This is a genomic window from Streptomyces sp. NPDC026301, assembly GCF_055567935.1.
In genome coordinates this window covers 103540-119742 of sequence record NZ_JBVHPN010000008.1, presented here as the reverse complement: position 1 = coordinate 119742, position 16203 = coordinate 103540, and the positions used below count along the sequence as shown (strand labels likewise).

15 protein-coding genes are annotated in these 16203 nt (G+C 73.2%); 7 read left to right on the top strand and 8 right to left on the bottom strand.

The window, feature by feature from the left end:
* The first annotated feature begins 55 nt into the window (after positions 1 to 55).
* A complete protein-coding gene (locus ACZ4MH_RS15800) occupies positions 56 to 919 on the top strand; it encodes a helix-turn-helix domain-containing protein (protein WP_351595538.1) in 864 nt (287 codons plus the stop codon).
* Here the strand turns inward: ACZ4MH_RS15800 and ACZ4MH_RS15795 are convergent.
* From ACZ4MH_RS15795 to ACZ4MH_RS15770, 6 genes are all read right to left on the bottom strand, one after another.
* A complete protein-coding gene (locus tag ACZ4MH_RS15795) occupies positions 916 to 2190 on the bottom strand; it encodes a glycosyltransferase (RefSeq protein WP_467754535.1) in 1275 nt (424 codons plus the stop codon). The two genes, ACZ4MH_RS15800 and ACZ4MH_RS15795, sit on opposite strands and share 4 nt — an antisense overlap.
* Complete coding sequence (locus tag ACZ4MH_RS15790; protein WP_351596457.1) at positions 2187 to 3002, bottom strand: MerR family transcriptional regulator; 816 nt, start codon at positions 3000 to 3002, stop codon at positions 2187 to 2189. Before ACZ4MH_RS15790 ends, ACZ4MH_RS15795 begins: the two co-directional genes overlap by 4 nt.
* 107 nt (positions 3003 to 3109) lie before the next feature.
* Positions 3110 to 3496 (bottom strand): GntR family transcriptional regulator, encoded by a 387-nt coding sequence (locus ACZ4MH_RS15785; RefSeq protein ID WP_351596460.1) that lies wholly within the window; start codon positions 3494 to 3496, stop codon positions 3110 to 3112.
* Positions 3497 to 3533: 37 nt separating this feature from the next.
* Positions 3534 to 4499, bottom strand: coding sequence for an ABC transporter permease subunit (locus tag ACZ4MH_RS15780; protein WP_351596463.1), 966 nt, complete (start codon positions 4497 to 4499; stop codon positions 3534 to 3536).
* Positions 4496 to 5425, bottom strand: coding sequence for an ABC transporter ATP-binding protein (locus tag ACZ4MH_RS15775; protein WP_351596466.1), 930 nt, complete (start codon positions 5423 to 5425; stop codon positions 4496 to 4498). Before ACZ4MH_RS15775 ends, ACZ4MH_RS15780 begins: the two co-directional genes overlap by 4 nt.
* Positions 5426 to 5572: 147 nt before the next feature.
* On the bottom strand, positions 5573 to 6055 hold the full coding sequence (locus tag ACZ4MH_RS15770; RefSeq protein WP_351596469.1) for a GNAT family N-acetyltransferase: 483 nt from the start codon (positions 6053 to 6055) through the stop codon (positions 5573 to 5575).
* A gap of 67 nt (positions 6056 to 6122) precedes the next feature.
* Between ACZ4MH_RS15770 and ACZ4MH_RS15765 the strand changes: the two genes are divergently transcribed.
* Together ACZ4MH_RS15765 and ACZ4MH_RS15760 are read left to right on the top strand one after the other, a co-directional pair.
* Positions 6123 to 6920 (top strand): exodeoxyribonuclease III, encoded by a 798-nt coding sequence (locus tag ACZ4MH_RS15765; protein WP_351596472.1) that lies wholly within the window; start codon positions 6123 to 6125, stop codon positions 6918 to 6920.
* A gap of 212 nt (positions 6921 to 7132) precedes the next feature.
* Entirely contained in the window at positions 7133 to 8017 is an 885-nt protein-coding gene (locus ACZ4MH_RS15760; RefSeq protein WP_351596474.1) for a hypothetical protein, read from the top strand.
* A gap of 55 nt (positions 8018 to 8072) precedes the next feature.
* Here the strand turns inward: ACZ4MH_RS15760 and ACZ4MH_RS15755 are convergent, their stop codons facing one another.
* Positions 8073 to 8852 carry a MerR family transcriptional regulator gene (locus tag ACZ4MH_RS15755; protein ID WP_351596527.1) on the bottom strand — a complete coding sequence of 260 codons (780 nt, stop codon included), beginning with the start codon at positions 8850 to 8852 and terminating at the stop codon, positions 8073 to 8075.
* Between the two features lie 214 nt (positions 8853 to 9066).
* Here ACZ4MH_RS15755 and ACZ4MH_RS15750 point away from each other — a divergent pair, with 214 nt between their 5' ends.
* The 4 genes from ACZ4MH_RS15750 to ACZ4MH_RS15735 all read left to right on the top strand — a co-directional run bounded on the left by ACZ4MH_RS15750 (position 9067) and on the right by ACZ4MH_RS15735 (position 12744).
* Positions 9067 to 10593, top strand: coding sequence for a flavin-containing monooxygenase (locus tag ACZ4MH_RS15750; RefSeq protein WP_351596477.1), 1527 nt, complete (start codon positions 9067 to 9069; stop codon positions 10591 to 10593).
* Entirely contained in the window at positions 10590 to 11582 is a 993-nt protein-coding gene (locus ACZ4MH_RS15745; protein ID WP_351596480.1) for an alpha/beta fold hydrolase, read from the top strand. The genes ACZ4MH_RS15750 and ACZ4MH_RS15745 overlap by 4 nt, the downstream gene beginning before the upstream one ends.
* Entirely contained in the window at positions 11579 to 12460 is an 882-nt protein-coding gene (locus ACZ4MH_RS15740) for an SDR family oxidoreductase (RefSeq protein WP_351596483.1), read from the top strand. Before ACZ4MH_RS15745 ends, ACZ4MH_RS15740 begins: the two co-directional genes overlap by 4 nt.
* Before the next feature lie 89 nt (positions 12461 to 12549).
* Complete coding sequence (locus ACZ4MH_RS15735) at positions 12550 to 12744, top strand: hypothetical protein (RefSeq protein WP_351596486.1); 195 nt, start codon at positions 12550 to 12552, stop codon at positions 12742 to 12744.
* An 83-nt stretch (positions 12745 to 12827) separates the two neighbouring features.
* Here the strand turns inward: ACZ4MH_RS15735 and ACZ4MH_RS15730 are convergent, their stop codons facing one another.
* Positions 12828 to 16097 carry a S41 family peptidase gene (locus ACZ4MH_RS15730; protein WP_351596530.1) on the bottom strand — a complete coding sequence of 1090 codons (3270 nt, stop codon included), beginning with the start codon at positions 16095 to 16097 and terminating at the stop codon, positions 12828 to 12830.
* Positions 16098 to 16203 lie beyond the last annotated feature (106 nt).

Here is a 16203-nt window from a genome sequence, read left to right as displayed (position 1 = left end):
GGCAATGACCTCCGAGGTCATGGACGCCGCGACCGGCCCGGCTACGCTCCGAGCCATGACCACCGCCCAACTCGCGGACGCCGACGGCGCGTCCGGCCGGCAGTCCCCGCCCGCCGACCACCCGCGCGTCGGCACGCTGCTGCGGGACTGGCGGCGCCGCCGCCGGCTCAGCCAGCTCGAACTGGCGCTGCGTGCCGGGAGTTCGTCCCGGCACCTGTCCTGCGTGGAGACCGGCCGGGCCCGCCCCAGCCGCGCCATGGTGCTGCGCCTCGCCGACCACCTCGACGTGCCGCTCCGGGAGCGCAACGGCCTGCTGCTGGCTGCCGGTTACGCGCCCGCCTACCGGGAGAGCGCGCTGGAGGACGACGGGCTGCGGTCGGTGCGCGGCGCCCTGGACATGATGCTGACCAGCCATCTGCCGTACCCGGCGGTGGTCGTCGACCGCGGCTGGAACGTCGTCACCGGCAACCGCGCCATGGGCGTCCTCCTGGACGGCGTGCCCCCGGAGCTGCTCGCACCCCCGGCCAACGTGGCCCGCATGGCGCTGCACCCCGAAGGGCTCGCGGCGCGCTGCACCAACCTCCCCGAAGTACGCGGCCACTTCCTGGAGCGGCTGCTCCACCAGGCGGAGGCGACCGGCGACCCGGAGCTGCGCGCGCTGTACGAGGAGGCGCGCGCCTACGGGCCCCCGGAGGCGGCGGCCACGCCCTCCTACGGGACCGCGGAGCCGCGCCCCCTGGAGGCCGTCGTCCCGCTCCGCTTCCGTACCCCGCACGGCGAGCTGGCCCTGTTCAGCACGATGGCCGTGATCGGCGCCCCCAACGACGTCACCCTCTCCGAGCTGGCCATCGAGCTGTTCTTCCCGCTCGACGACCACACGGCGGAGGTACTGCGCACACTGGACGCGGCGGGGAGCTAGCCGAGCGCCGTCCGTGCCGGGCCGCCTTCGGAGAGCCGCTCGACCGCCCGCAGTACGTGGGCGGCGCCGTCCTCCGTGGCCATGCGGGCCGCCGCGTCCCGGGAACGGTCGCGCATCCCCGTGTCGCGTACCGCGCTCTCGATGGCGGCCGCCAGCCGGTTTTCGGCGTCCGGGGCGGCCAGGGCCTTGAAGGGTACGGGGGCGGTCGCCGCGCCCAGCGCGGCCAGGCGGGCGGCCCAGAAGGGCTGGTCGGCGGTGACCGGTACGGGCACGGTGGGCACGCCCGCGCGCAGCCCGGCCGCCGCGGTCCCGGCCCCGCAGTGGTGCACCACCGCGGCCGTCCGCGGGAAGAGCAGCGCGTGCGGCAGGTCCCCGACGGCCAGGATGCCGTCCGCCTGCTCACCGGCCGTCAGCCCCGCCCAGCCCGCCTGGAGGATGCCGCGCACCCCGGCCCGGCGCAGCGCCCGTACGGTCAGTTCGCCCAGCCGCGCGCCCTCCCCTGCGGCCATGCTGCCGAAGCCGACGAAGACCGGCGGCGGGCCGGCCGCGAGGAAGTCCTCGACGGCGGACGGCAAGCGGTCGCCGGGCGCCGCGTACGGCCACCAGTTGCCGGTCACCTCCAGGCCCGGCCGCCAGTCGCCCGGCCGGTCCACCAGCAGCGGGCTGAAGCCGTGCAGCACCGGCCACTGCGCCGCCTCCCTGCGGGCACGCACCGCGGAGACGGCGTCCGCGGGCAGGCCGAGCCGGGCGCGCAGGCTGCGTACCGGGCCGGTGTAGAGGCGGTCGACGACCTTCAGGGCCGCCGCGCCCGCGAGGCGGTTGCCCCAGCGGCCCAGCGAGCGCCCGCCGCCCATGACCGGCGGGAACTCCCGGGTGGGGTGGGTCGGCTGGAGGTACACGCCCAGGCTCGCGGTGCCGGTGGCCTCGGAGAGCTGCCAGCCGAGCGGGGCGGTGGTCGTGGACAGCAGCATCAGGTCCGCGCCGGGTGCCGCCGCGTCGGCGAGCCCGTCCCCCAGCTCCGCCAGGAAGGCGGCAGCGCGCGCCATCAGGGCCCGGCTGCTGCTGTCGGCCCCGGCGGGGGCGGTGGGGCCGGCCGTCCGCGGGTCGGCGGGCAGCCGGCGGAATTCCAGGCCCGCAGCCCGTACCGTCGCCGCGTACGCCTCGTGCGTGGCCAGCGCCACTTCGTGGCCGGCCGCCCGCAGCCGGGCGCCGAGCCCGGTGTACGGGACGACGTCCCCGCGCGAACCGGCCGCCGTGAGCAGAATCCTCATCGCGCGCCTCCGCCGTTCGCCGCGGGGGCCGTGCCCGGCCCCGCTCCCCGGTGCACCGCGTTGGCCCGTACGGCCGTCAGCAGGTACGCGGCGAGCCCGGGGCGCTGTTCGGACGGCGGGACGGTGAGCGCGAAGGCCCGTGGATCGGCGGCGAAGTCCTCCGCGATCCGGCAGTGCATGTCGGCCGGGCAGGGCGTGAACCAGCGGGTGACGTGCTGCCGGTGCTCCTCGGCGAGCTCCATGGCGCGCTCGCCCTCGGGCGGTTCGCCCGCGTCGAAGGCGGCGGTCAGCCGCTGCCGCCAGGCCGCCGCCTCGGCCATGAGGCGCGCCCAGTCCTCCTTGCTGTGCGCGGCGGCGCTGGCCATGGAGCGCTGGTGGCCCTCGCTGTGCTGCCACTTCAGATGGGCTTCGGTGGCGTATGTGAGGTCGAACGACACCTGCCCGAAGACCGCGAAGCGCTCCTCCGGGGTCAGCGTGACGCCGGTCTGCTGGACCTCCATCGCCCGCTCGGCGACCTCGGCCAGCCGCCGCAGCTTGTCGATCTGCTCGGTGAGCAGCCGGTGGCGGGCCCGCAGATGCGCGAGCACGTCCGCCTGCGGGTCGGCGAGGATCGCCTTGATCTCCTCCAGCGAGAAGCCCAGTTCGCGGTAGAAGAGGATCTGCTGGAGGCGGGCCAGGTCGGCGTCGCTGTAGAGGCGGTACCCGGCCGGGCTGCGCTCGCTGGGCGAGAGCAGCCCGGTCCGGTCGTAGTGGTGCAGGGCGCGCACCGTCACGCCCGCGAAGCCGGAGACCTGCCCGACCGAATAGCTCATGGAACAGCCTTCCCCGCCCGTGTCCGTCCGTCATCCGTCGTGCTCAGCCTGCGGCCTGACGTGAGGTGAGGGTCAAGACAGGGGAGCGAGGCGGGGCAGGGGGAACCTCAGGTCCTCGGGAAGCGTTCCTCCAGTACGGCACCGAACAGTGCCTCGACGTCCTCGCGGTCCAGCCCCTCCGCGCGGGCCCGGTCCAGCCAGCCCGCCAGCTCTGCGCGCAGCACGGCGTCCCCCGCGGACTCCGGGCGGGCGAGGGTGCGGCTCACGAAGGTGCCCAGGCCCGGGCGCGGCTCCACCAGGCCCTCGCGCTCCAGCTCGCGGTAGGCCTTGAGCGTGGTGTTCGGATTGACCTTCGTGGTGGCGGCGACCTGCGCGGCGGTCGGCAGCCGGTCGCCCTCCACCAGCGTGCCCAGCCGCAGCGCCTGCCGGACCTGCTGGACGATCTGCTGGTAGGTGGCGACGCCGCTGCGCCGGTCGATGCGGAATTCGACCATGGTCAGCGCCTTTCCGCTCGGTGTGCGCGCTGGGTGTTCAGAGCGGCCGCCGGCGGGTCCACTGAACGATGAACGTCACGATCAGCGCGGTGAGGACCAGCAGCAGAGCGGCGGCGCGCCACTGCATCCCCGCCATCTGGTCGAGGCTGAAGTACTCGATGATCTTGTGCACGATGCCCTTGTCGGCCAGGCACGCCGCCTCGCTCTTGGCGTCGACGCAGGTGCCATAGCCCAGGAGACGGCCGTCGGCGGTGCCCAGCCACTGGTCGAAGTTGATCGCGGAGTCCGGGATCTTCGGGAAGTCGCGGGAGGCGGGGCCGGTCGCCGTGTGCGGGGTGGTCAGGCCGGTCCGGAGCCGGTCCAGGACGACCGAGGTGCCGGCGGCGACGACGAGCGTGAGCAGCATGGCGGGCACCACGCGGCGCACGAGCATGCCCACGGCGATGCCGCAGCTGGTGAGGAACAGCGCCAGGGCGACCGGCACCGGGCCCGTGATGTCGAAGATCGTGCCGCCGAGCCAGTCGCCGTAGTTCACGAGCTGGTTCGCCGGGCTCCACAGGGCGGTGAACGCGAGGGAGATCAGCGTGGTGCAGACGAGGACGACCAGCAGCGGCAGTGCCACGGTCGCGGCGATCCAGCGGGTCCGCGGGACGGACTGGGTGGTGGCCAGCCGTACGGTGCCGTGCTCCTGCTCGCCCGCGATCAGCGGGGCGCCGAGGAAGATGCCCAGGACGGCGGGCAGGGAGGACAGGACGTAGGTGCGGTCGAACACCGCCTTGTACGCCTTGTCGAACTTTTCGCTGTAGCGGATGTTGTTGCCGTACTGCGCGACAAAGTCCACCACGCCGGCGCGGTGGTAGAGGCAGTACCCGCACGACACCACGGTGACGGCGGCCAGCAGCAGGAACGCCGTGCGGTTGCGGCGCCAGACCAGCCAGGTCAGGCCGTGCAGCGGGCCGCCGCTCCGGGCGGTGGCGGGACGGGTTTCGGCCAGCGTGCTCACGCCGCCTCCAGGTGGGTCGAGGGCCGGGCAGCGGCGGTGATCAGGGACGGGGCTTCGGGGGAGCGGAGGTAGCCGAGCAGGACCTCCTCCAGGCCGGGTACGGCGGTCTCCCAGGGGCCGTCGGGCAGCTCGGTGCGGGGCCCCTCGCTCCGTACGAGCGCGGTGAACTGCCGCCCCGTGACGCGGGTCTCCACGACCGTGTGGCCGTCGGTCAGCTCCCGGGGCAGGGCGCCGTCCTCCGTCGCGCCGGTGATCAGCGCGTGCGCGGGGAGCAGCGCGTCGGTGTCGCCCGCCATCCGCAGCCGGCCCCCGGCCAGTACGAGGAGGAAGTCGCACATCTCCTCCAGGTCGGCGAGCACGTGGGACGACATGAGCACCGTCGTGCCGTGCTCGGCCGCCTCGGCCAGCAGCAGGCCGGACAGCTCGTGCCGGGCGAGCGGGTCGAGGTCGGCCATCGGCTCGTCGAGCAGCAGCAGCTGCGGCCGCTTCCCGAAGGCCAGCGCGAACGCGACCCGGGTGCGCTGCCCTCCGGACAGCGTCCCGACCTTGGCGTCCAGCGGGATGTCCCCGGACCGCACGATCCGCTCCGCCGCCGCCTGGTCCCAGCGGGGGTTGAGCTCGCGGCCCATGCGCAGCGTTTCGGCGACCGTGAACCGCTTGTACAGCGGCTTGTCCTGCGCCAGGAAGGCGAACCGGGACAGCACGGCGGGGTCGGTGACCGGCACGCCGAACAGCTCCAGCGTCCCGGCGGTCGGCCGGACGAGCCGGGTGGCGGCCCCGAGGAGCGTGCTCTTGCCCGCGCCGTTCGGCCCGACGAGCGCGCAGACCCGTCCGGCCGGCAGCCGGAAGGACAGGTCCCGCAGCGCCCAGCCGCGCCGGTACTTCTTGCTCAGCTCCCGGGCTTCTATCGCGATGGCTTCACTCATCCCGGTCCCCCCTTTCACTAGTTAATTAGTGGAATGAGTATGGAAGGGTGCCCGGGCGGATGTCAACAAAGATCGCGAGTGCGGGGCCCGAGTGCCTGCCGCCCCTCGGGCGACCGGCCTCAGGCAACCGGCCTCAGCCGGCCGGCGTCACAGTGCCTTGGCGAAGCAGCGGCTCTCGTCGTAGTCCCGGTAGTGCCCGAACTTCGGCACCGGCCGGTAGCCGCTGGACGCGTACAGCTCCAGCGCCTCCGGCTGCATGATGCCGGTCTCCAGCACCATCCGCGTCCGCCCGGCGGCGCGCGCGTCGTCCTCCAGCGCGGCCAGGATCCGGCGCGCCAGCCCCCGCCCGCGCGCCTCGGCCGTCACGAACATCCGCTTGATCTCGGCGTCGCCGTCCGAGTACCCCTCGTCGTTGGCGTCCTGCCGGCGCCAGCCGCCGGTCGCCAGCGGGCGGCCGTCCTCGTACGCGAGCAGGTAGACGCCGTGCGGCGGCTCGAACATCGCCGGGTCGAGCGGGGTGATGTCGGGGTCGCCGTACCGGAGCACGTACTCCTGCTGGACCAGCTCGTCGAGCTTGACGGCGTCGGGGTGGTCGTAGCGCACCGGGCGGACGAGGGGGGAAATCTCCATTCTTGGGATCGTACGGGCGTCCGACCGCCTGGGGCGAGCGCGTTTCGTGAGTCGGTATCGTGCCCGGATGCTCACCGTGACCTCAGTAAACGTCAATGGCCTGCGGGCCGCCTCGAAGAAGGGCTTCGTGCCGTGGCTGGCGGAGACCGCCGCGGACGTGATCTGCCTGCAGGAAGTACGTGCCGAGCTCGACCAGCTCCCGGCGGAGGTGCGGGCGCCCGAGGGCTGGTTCGCCACGTACGCGCCGGCCGCGGCCAAGGGGCGGGCCGGCGTGGCGCTGCTCACGCGCCGGGAGCCGGATCAGGTGCGGGTGGGCTTCGGGTCGGCGGAGTTCGACACCAGCGGCCGCTACGTCGAGGCCGACCTCCCGGGCGTCACGGTGGCGAGCCTCTACCTGCCCTCCGGCGAGGTCGGCACGGACCGGCAGGACGAGAAGGAACGCTTCATGGCGGAGTTCCTGCCGTACCTGGTGGAGCTGAAGGGCAAGGCGGCGGCGGACGGCCGGGAGGTCGTGGTCTGCGGTGACTGGAACATCGCCCACCAGGAAGCGGACCTGAAGAACTGGAAGGCCAACCAGAAGAAGGCCGGCTTCCTCCCCGAGGAGCGCGCCTGGCTCACCCGCGTCCTGGACGAGGCGGGCTACCGGGACGTCGTCCGCGCCCTGCACCCGGACGTCGCGGGCCCGTACTCCTGGTGGTCCTACCGCGGCAAGGCGTTCGACAACGACGCGGGCTGGCGCATCGACTACCAGATGGCCACCCCGGCCCTCGCGGACCGCGCCCTGAAGGCCCACGTGGAGCGCGCCGCCACCTACGACCAGCGCTGGTCCGACCACGCCCCGGTGACGGCGGTCTACGACGTCTGAGCCGGCCCGGGGACTCCCGGCGCCGCGAGCTCCGGGAGCCCCCGATGATGTTCACTCGCGTGTCCGAGTCGGGGACTCCAGCGCGACGTTTCTTTCACTCGTTCATGCGTGTTAGTCGGCATATCTTCTGGTTTCGTGCTTTGTTGCGTTTTGTCGACATTGGTGCCGCGGGCCGTTCCGGTCGTGCGGCAAGCCAGGAGAGGAAACGCAACATGCGGTACAGGATCAAGGCTGTGTCCGGCGCGGTGGCCGGAGCGGCGCTGCTGCTCGCCCAGGCGGGGACCGCCATGGGTGACCCCGGCGGCCGGCCCGCCGCCCCGGGGAAGGGGGACTTCCGCATCGCCAGCGCCGCCGACGGCCGCTGCCTGGCACCCCGTGCGGTCAAGGGGGTGCTGGACCTGTCGCTCATCACCTGCGGCAGCCAGGGCGCGACCGACGTGTTCGGGCTGAAGCCGCACGCCGAGCGGTTCCAGCTGCGCAGCGAGGCGAAGAAGGGCTGCCTCGGCATCAACCCCGGACGGAAGCTGATGTTCCCGTCCTGCTCGGTGAAGCAGATGACGGACTGGTCGTTCACGCGGCACGGCGCCGGTTACCAGATCCGCAGACCCGGCACGGACCCCAGTCGGGGACAGCTGCGCGGTGAGGTCCGGCACGACTGCGTCACCGCGGTCATCGACCCGAAGAAGGGCGACCGCGTCGCCCTGAAGCCGTGCATGGACAAGAACCCGCGGCAGATCTGGAAGCTGACCGAGGTCCGGCAGGCGGCGGCCCCGCAGCAGCAGGCCCCGCAGCAGCAGGACCCGGTGCAGCAGCCGCAGAACGGGAAGCCGGTGCCGACGAAGCCGGAGCCGGGCCACCACGACGCGGCCAAGCCGGACCCGGCCAAGCCGGACCCGACGAAGCCGGACCCGGCGAAGCCCGCGCCAGGTCACCACGAGACCGGCCAGCACGAGGCCGCGAAGCCGGAGCCCGGCCACCACGAGGCGTCGCAGGCGGAGGCGACCAAGCCCGAGGCGACGAAGCCCGAGGGCACCCAGCCGCAGGCGACCAAGCCCGCGGCCGCGAAGCCGCATGTGGCGAAGCCGGCGGGCGCGTAGCCGGCAGCAGTGCGATGAGCCCGTTCCCGGCGCGCGCAGGCCGCCGGGGGCGGGCTCAGTCCGTTTCCGGGGCGCCCGGCGCCTCCTGGGCGTCCGCCGGAGCCGTGTCCGTCGCCGTGCCGCCCGCCCAGGCGGACAGTTCCGTAGCGATGCGGCGGTCCATGGCCATGGAGAGTTCGGCGTCGACGATGCTCTTGGAGAGCGGGCGGAGCTTGTCGATGGTTCCCGCGATCCGCGCGAGTTCGTCGGGGCCGAGCGTGCCGCCGGCCTCCGCGCGCGCCAGTACGTCCTGCAGGACGTGGGTGCGGATGACCGTGATGAACAGCTCGGCCAGCGCGTCGGCGTGCGCGCGCACCCGGCGCCCGGCGTCCAGTACGGCGGCGAGCGGCACGCCCTCCGCGACCAGGTCCGTCGAGGCGTCCAGCAGCCGGCGGCTGATGTGCACGAACTCGTCGCCGTCGACGGCGAGATAGCCGATGTCCAGGGACGCGGCGAGGTTGTCGACCGTCACATGGTCCTTGAAGTGGTCGGCCAGCTCCTCGGGGGTGAGGCGGACCGGGGTCTCCTCCGAGAAGGGGGCCACCAGCGAGCTGCTGTCCAGGCCCAGCAGCTCGCCGACGTCGCGGCCGCTCTCGAAGGCGGTGAGCAGCTGCGCGATGCCGCCGAGGTTGTGGCCGCGCTCCAGCAGACCCGCGATCGTCCGGAGCCGGGCCAGGTGGTGCTCGTTGTACCAGGCGATGCGGCCCTCGCGGCGGGGCGGCGGGATGAGCTTGCGCTCGCGGTAGAAGCGCAGCGTACGCACCGTGATGCCGGCCTCCTTGGCCAGCTCGGTCATGCGGAACTCGCGTTCCTTCGGGCCGTCCCCGGTGCCTGTCGTCGCTTCCACGGCTTCACCCTATGCCGGTGGCCCGGCGGCGCTGCGAGGTGCAACCGCCGGTAACTTCCTCTCGTTCAACCCCTACCGCTCAGTACACACCTGCCCTACTCTCCGACTGTGCCAGTGATTACTGGCGCGGTTCGGAGTCAGGGACGGACACAGGAGGCGCGGCATGGCCGAGCGCGAGCACGAACACGTACGGGTGGCGGTGATCGGATCGGGATTCGGCGGCCTGGGGGCCGCCGTCCGGCTGCGCCGCCAGGGAATCACCGACTTCGTCGTCCTGGAACGGGCCGACTCGGTGGGCGGCACCTGGCGGGACAACAGCTATCCGGGATGCGCCTGCGACGTCCCCTCGCACCTGTACTCCTTCTCCTTCGCGCCCAACCCCGAGTGGCCGCGGAACTTCTCCGGGCAGCCGCACATCCGGGCGTACCTGGAGAAGGTCACCGACACCTTCGGGCTGCGCCCGCACCTCCGCTTCAACGCGGAGGTACGCAGCGCGCGCTGGAACACCGACGAGCTGTACTGGGAGATCGAGACGGCGCAGGGGACGCTCACCGCCGACGTCGTCGTCTCGGCGACCGGGCCGCTCTCCGACCCGCAGATACCGGACGTCCCCGGGCTGGCCGGCTTCCAGGGCAAGGTCTTCCACTCGGCCCGCTGGGACCACGACTACGACCTGCGCGGCAAGCGCGTCGCGATGATCGGTACGGGTGCCTCGGCGATCCAGATCGTGCCCGCGATCCAGCCGACCGTCGAGAACCTCACCGTCTTCCAGCGGACGCCCCCGTGGGTCATGCCGCGCGCGGACCGGAAGATCACCCGCGCCGAGCACTGGCTGCACACCAAGGTGCCCGCCACCCGGGCGCTCCGCCGCCAGCTGCTGTGGGGCATCCGCGAGCTCCAGGTCTCCGCGTTCACCAAGCGGCCCAAGGAGCTGGGCATGGTCCAGGCCCTGGCCAAGGCGCATATGCACCGGGCGGTCAAGGACCCCGCGCTGCGCGCCAGACTGACCCCCGACTACACCATCGGCTGCAAGCGCATCCTGCTGTCCAACAGCTACTACCCGGCGCTCGCGCAGCCGAATGTGGACGTCGTGGCCTCCGGCCTGAAGGAGGTGCGCGGCAACACCCTGGTCGCCACGGACGGCACCGAGACCGAGGTCGACGCGATCATCTTCGGCACCGGCTTCCACGTCACCGACATGCCCATCGCCGAGCGGGTGACCGGCGCGCACGGCACCACCCTCGCCGAGGAGTGGAAGGACGGCATGGAGGCGCTGCGCGGCAGCAGCGCGGCCGGCTTCCCCAACTTCCTCACGATCATCGGGCCCAACACCGGGCTCGGGAACAGCTCGATGATCCTCATCATCGAGGCCCAGCTGAACTACATGATCGACTACCTGCGCCAGCTCGACGTGCTCGGCGACCGCATAGCCCTGGACGCCCGCCCCTCCGCCGTGCACGCCTGGTCCGCCGCCATCCAGAAGCGGATGGAGCGCACCGTGTGGAAGACCGGCGGCTGCGACAGCTGGTACCTGGACGCCAACGGCCGCAACACCACCGTCTGGCCCGGCACCACCTCCGAGTTCCGCAAGGTCACCCGCCAGGTCGACCTCGCCGAGTACGAGGTGCTACGCCCACAGGCCGGCAAACGGACCGAGGACACCGACAAGACCGTGGAGGCCGTCGCGTGAGCCGCCCGCCGCACGCCACCAGCGGGCGCTACGCCCCGCCCGCCGCCCGCCGCGAGCTGACCGTCACCTCTGCCGACGGCTCCCGGCTGCACACCGAGATCCACGGCCCCGACGGTGCGCCCGCCGTCGTCCTCGCCCACGGCTGGACCTGCTCCACCGCCTTCTGGGCCCCGGTCGTACGGGAGCTGGCCACCGACCACAAGGTCGTCGTCTACGACCAGCGCGGCCACGGCCGCAGCCCGGCCGCCGGCCCCGGCGGCTACAGCACCGAAGCGCTCGCCGACGACCTCGAAGCCGTGCTCGGCACGGCCCTGGAGCCCGGCGAACGCACCGTACTGGCCGGGCACTCGATGGGCGGCATGACCGCGATGGCCGCGGCCCGCCGCCCCGGCCTGCGCGAACGCGCCGCCGCGATACTGCTGTGCAGCACCGGCGCCGCCGACCTCGCGGCCGAGTCCCGGGTGATACCGCTGCGCTCGCCCGGCGCGCGCCGCTTCGCGCACCGCGCCGTCCTCGGCTCGCGCGCCCCGCTGGGCCCCGTCACGCCGCCCGGGAAGCGCGTACTGAAGTACGCCACGATGGGCCCGCACGCCACGCCCGAGCAGGTCGAGGCGTGCGCCCGCATCGTGCACTCCTGTCCGACCGGGGTACGCGCACAGTGGGGCAAGGTCCTCGCGAGCCTGGAGCTGACCGGCGAGGTGGCCCGCCTGGCCGTGCCCACCGCGATACTGCAGGGCACCGCCGACCGGCTCACCCCCGTCGTGCTCGCCCGCCGGCTGGCCTCCGTCCTGCCGGACTGCCTCGGCCTCACCGAACTGCCGGGGCTGGGCCACATGACGCCCATCGAGGCGCCGGACACGGTCGCGGGCAAGGTCCGCGAGCTGGTCCGCGACCACCTGACCGCGGCCGCGCCCGAGCCGGCCGCGCTCGCCCCGCAGCAGAAGACGAAGGCGCGGCGCGCCCGGGAAGCGAAGGAGAAGACGGCATGAGCGGACGCAGGACCCTGGAGGGCCAGGTCGTCGTCGTCACCGGGGCGGCCCGCGGCGTCGGCGAGCTGCTGGCCCGCAAGCTCTCCGCGCGCGGCGCCACGCTCGCGCTGGTCGGCCTGGAGCCGGACGAGCTGAAGAAGGTCGCCGCCTCCCTGCACGGCGAGGCGGCCCACTGGTACGCCGACGTCACCGACCACGAGGCGCTCGCCCGGGTCGCGCAGGAGGTGAAGGCCCGCTTCGGCAAGGTGGACGTGGTGGTGGCCAACGCGGGCGTGGCCACCGGCGGCCCGTTCGTCGACTCCGACCCGGTCGCCTGGAAGCGCGTCATCGAGGTCAACCTCATCGGCGGCGCGGTCACCGGGCGCGCCTTCCTGCCCGTACTGATGGAGTCCCGCGGGTACTTCCTGCAGATCGCCTCGCTCGCCGCGATCACCCCGGCGCCGATGATGACCGCGTACTGCGCGTCCAAGTCGGGCGTCGAGGCGTTCGCGCACAGCCTGCGCGCCGAGGTCGGGTACAAGGGAGTACGCGTCGGCGTCGGCTACCTGAGCTGGACCGACACCGACATGGTGCGCGGCGCCGACCAGGACGACGTGATGCGCGAGCTGCGCCAGCGGCTGCCCTGGCCGTCGAACAAGACGTATCCGCTGAGCCCCGCCGTCGACCGGATCGTGGCCGGCATCGAGCGCCGCTCCTCGCACGTGTACGGCCAGTGGTGGCTGCGCGGCATGCAGTCCGTCCGCGGCTATCTGCCCGCGCTCATCGGGTCGGTGGGGCAGCGCGAGATGAAGCGCTTCGGCAGCCGGCTGGACGGCATGAAGGTCGGCCTGGTGGGCGCCGGGGGAGCGGCGGACGAGAGCGCGCGCTCGCAGCGGTAACTCCGGCATCCCTTCCGGAATGCGTGCAATGTCCGGTCGTGCAAGGCTGGTTCCGGCCCTTCCCCCACCTTCAGAAGGAGTGCACCACCATGGGCATCAGAGACCAGTTCCAGGACAAGGCCGAGCGGCTCAAGCAGCAGGCGCAGCAGCGTGGGCAGCAGGGCCGCGACGAGGACCAGGAGCGCGGCCGGCCGGACCAGGACGAAGGTCAGGAGCGCGGCCAGGGCACCCAGGAGTCGCTGCGGGATCGCGCGGACGACATGCGCGACGAGTACGACATCTGACGCGGGCACGCGAAGACGTGTGAAGTCAGTTGAGGGGCGCACCCGGTGAGCCGGGTGCGCCCCTCAACGTGTGCCGTGTTGTGTCACTCCCGCGGCGGCAGCGCCGGCCGGCTGTTGTCGGGGACGTTGGCGAGCCCCGGCGGGTCCGTCGCCGGGTGCCGCTCCAGCAGCTCCAGCGCCGTACGGACCGCGACGCCCAGCTGCGGGTTGCGGCCCTCCGCCCACTGGAGCGGCGAGCGCAGCGCCTGGATGTCGGCCTCCACGCCGTGGTTCTCCACGTCCCAGCCGTACGCCTCGAACCACGCGGCGTTCATCGGCACGGTGATCGACGTGCCGTCGCCGAGGCGGTGCCGGCCGGTCATCCCGACCACCCCGCCCCAGGTGCGCAGGCCCACCACGGGCCCGATGCCCTCCAGCTTGAACGCCGCGATGATCATGTCGCCGTCGGAGGACGTCATCTCGTCGGCGACGGCCACGACCGGGCCGCGCGGCGCGTTGGACACGTACGTCACCGGCTGCGCGTCCCGGGTCAGGTCCCAGCCCACGATCGTGCGGGTCAGCTTCTCGATGACCAGCTCGGAGATGTTGCCGCCGGCGTTGCCCCGTACGTCGACGATCAGCGCCGGGTGCGAGACCTCCATCCGCAGGTCGCGGTTGAACTGCGCCCAGCCGGAGCCGCCCATGTCGGGGATGTGCAGATAGCCGCACTTGCCGCCGCTCAGCTCGCGCACCACCTCGCGGCGCTTGGCCACCCAGTCCTGGTACCGCAGCGGGCGCTCGTCGATCAGCGGCACGATGGCCACGCGGCGGGAGCGGCCGTCGCCTTCGGGGGACTCGAAGGTCAGCTCCACGGTCGTGCCGCCCGCCGCTCCCAGCAGCGGGAACGGGCCGGTCACCGGGTCGACCGCGCGGCCGTCGATGTGGGTGAGCACCGCGCCCTCGCGGATGCCCGTACCGGCCAGCGGGGAGCGGGCCTTGGAGTCCGAGGAGTCGCCGGGCAGGATGCGGTTGAGGATCCAGCGGTCGTTGCGGCACACGAAGTTGGCGCCCAGCAGGCCGATCGCGCGCTGGTAGTGCGGCGGGCCTTCGTTGCGGCGGGCGCCCGTGACGTACGCGTGCGAGGTGCCCAGCTCGCCCATCACCTCCCGCAGCAGGTCGGCGAACTCGTCCGGGGAAGCGACCCGTTCGACCAGCGGGCGGTACTGGTCCAGCACCGCCTCCCAGTCGATGCCGCACATGCCCGGGTCCCAGAAGTAGGAGCGCACGATCCGGCCCGCCTCGTCGAACGCCTGCCGCCACTCGGCCGCCGGGTCCACGTCGTGCAGGATGCGCCGCAGGTCCAGGAAGACCGTGGAGTCGGCGTCCGGGGTCTCGATCGCGGGCACCGACCGCAGGTCGCCCTCGTCGTTGATCACCAGGCGGGTGCCGTCACCGCTGAGCGCGTAGGAGTCGATCGAGCCGGTCAGCTCCGTGCGCTTGGCCTTGACCAGGTCGAAGTGTTCCAGCGTCGGCTGGCCCGACATGTTGTCGGGGTTGGCGAAGGTCTCGCCCAGCGCGCCCGAGATCGGCCAGCGCAGCCACACCAGCCCGCCGCCGGCCACCGGCGAGAGCGCGGAGTACTTCGAGGCCGCGACCGGGAACGGCGTCACCCGGCTGGCCAGCCCCTCGACCTCCACCAGCACCATGCCCTCGGCCGAGGTGTCCACCGGGTCCAGGCCGCCGGCCGCGGGCCGGCCCTCCGGGGACAGCGCGAAGGGCGAGGGGGTGGCCGAGGAGAGCGGGACCAGATACGGGCGGCAGCCCAGCGGGAAGGACAGGTCGCCGGTGTGCACGTCGTAGACCGGGTCGAAGCCGCGCCAGGACAGGAACGCCAAGTACCGGCCGTCGCGGGTGAAGACCGGCTGCTCGTCCTCGAAGCGCCCGTTGGTGACGTCCACGACCAGGCCGTCGCCCAGCTTGGCGATCTTGATCTGCCGCAGCGACCGGCCGATGCCCGGATGCGACCAGGTCAGCCACTTCGAGTCGGGCGAGAACGCCAGGTCCCGCACCGGCCCGTTGACGGAGCGCACCAGCTCGGTGACCTCGCCGTCGCCGTCCTCGGAGGCGTCCACCAGCAGCAGCCGCCCGTCGTTCGCGGCCACCGCCAGTCGCTCGCCGTCCGGCGCCGACACCAGCTCGTGCACCCGGCCGAGCTGCCCGGCGGCGAGCCGGCGCGGCTCCCCGGGCCCGGACGCCTTCGGCAGGTCGGCGATCTCGATGGCGTCCTCGCCCACCACGTCGGTGATGTACGCGATCCGGCCCGTGTCGCCCAGCATCTCCGGCAGCCGGACCCGCACGCCCGGGATGTCGTGGATCGTGCGCGCCGGGCCGTCGCGGTGCGTGAGCCAGTACAGGCTGCCGCGGACGCCGACCGCGCTGGCCCGGCCCGTGGCGTCCACCGCGAGGGAGGTGACGTTGGCGGCGGCGGGCACCTGATGCGTGCGGCGGCCCGTGCGCGGCCCGCCGAGCCGGACCGGCAGCTTGCGCGGCCTGCCCGCCGGGCTCAGGTCGTCCACCAGCCACAGCTCGCCCGCGCACTGGTACACGATGCGCTCGCCGTCGCTCGCGGCGTGCCGCGCGTAGAAGTCCGCGTGGTCGGTGTGGCGGCGCAGGTCCGTGCCGTCGGGGAGGCAGGAGTAGACGTTGCCGACGCCCTCGTGGTCGGAGAGGAAGGCGATCCGGCCGTCGACGAACATCGGGGTGTCCAGATGGCCGTCGATCTCCGGCACCAGCTGCGTGCCGTGCAGCCACAGCCGCCCCGTCGCGCCGCCTCTGTACCGCTTCCAGGCCGCGGGCTCGTGCGGCGGGGTGCCGCTGAGCAGCAGCGTCTTGTGCTCGCCCGCGATGTCGGCGATCGCGATGTTCGACACCGGGCCCCACGGCAGCCGCCCGCCGGGGCTCCCGTCCGTCGGCACCTTGTACGCCCAGGAGTAGTACGAGAACGGCTGGCCGTGCGAGGACACCGCCAGGATCTCGCCGTCCGGGGTCCAGCCGCACACCCGGGCGTCCACGCTTCCCCAGTAGGTCAGCCGCCGGGCGGGGCCGCCCTCGGCCGGTACCAGATGGATCTCCGGGTCCAGGCTGCGCCACGTCATGAACGCGATCTCGCTGCCGTCCGGGGAGAAGCGCGGGTGGCTCACGCGGGTGCGGTCCACGGTCAGCCGCCAGGCGCGGGGCGGCTCGGCGTCCTCCGGGACGACCGGTGCCACCCACAGGTCGTCCTCGGCGGCGAAACACACCAGGTCCCCGTGGATATGGGGAAAGCGCAGGTAGGACCCGCCGCTGGTACCTCCGTCCGGCTTGACCGGCCGCAGGCGGCCGCGGGCTCTTGCGGGGGCGGACTGCGTCTCCGAGGGCGGCTCGACGGCCTCCTGTGCGTCGCTCACCCGTCCATCGTTTCGGCCCCGGCAGGCCGCGGCA

Bases quoted from the DNA above. Each gene is read 5' to 3' on its own strand.
- ACZ4MH_RS15800 (WP_351595538.1), top strand. From the start codon at position 56: ATGACCACCGCCCAACTCGCGGACGCCGACGGCGCGTCCGGCCGGCAG.
- ACZ4MH_RS15785 (WP_351596460.1), bottom strand. From the start codon at position 3,496: ATGGTCGAATTCCGCATCGACCGGCGCAGCGGCGTCGCCACCTACCAG.
- ACZ4MH_RS15765 (WP_351596472.1), top strand. From the start codon at position 6,123: ATGCTCACCGTGACCTCAGTAAACGTCAATGGCCTGCGGGCCGCCTCG.
- ACZ4MH_RS15740 (WP_351596483.1), top strand. From the start codon at position 11,579: ATGAGCGGACGCAGGACCCTGGAGGGCCAGGTCGTCGTCGTCACCGGG.
- ACZ4MH_RS15775 (WP_351596466.1), bottom strand. From the start codon at position 5,425: ATGAGTGAAGCCATCGCGATAGAAGCCCGGGAGCTGAGCAAGAAGTAC.
- ACZ4MH_RS15750 (WP_351596477.1), top strand. From the start codon at position 9,067: ATGGCCGAGCGCGAGCACGAACACGTACGGGTGGCGGTGATCGGATCG.
- ACZ4MH_RS15770 (WP_351596469.1), bottom strand. From the start codon at position 6,055: ATGGAGATTTCCCCCCTCGTCCGCCCGGTGCGCTACGACCACCCCGAC.
- ACZ4MH_RS15755 (WP_351596527.1), bottom strand. From the start codon at position 8,852: ATGACCGAGCTGGCCAAGGAGGCCGGCATCACGGTGCGTACGCTGCGC.
- ACZ4MH_RS15735 (WP_351596486.1), top strand. From the start codon at position 12,550: ATGGGCATCAGAGACCAGTTCCAGGACAAGGCCGAGCGGCTCAAGCAG.
- ACZ4MH_RS15790 (WP_351596457.1), bottom strand. From the start codon at position 3,002: ATGAGCTATTCGGTCGGGCAGGTCTCCGGCTTCGCGGGCGTGACGGTG.
- ACZ4MH_RS15760 (WP_351596474.1), top strand. From the start codon at position 7,133: ATGCGGTACAGGATCAAGGCTGTGTCCGGCGCGGTGGCCGGAGCGGCG.
- ACZ4MH_RS15795 (WP_467754535.1), bottom strand. From the start codon at position 2,190: ATGAGGATTCTGCTCACGGCGGCCGGTTCGCGCGGGGACGTCGTCCCG.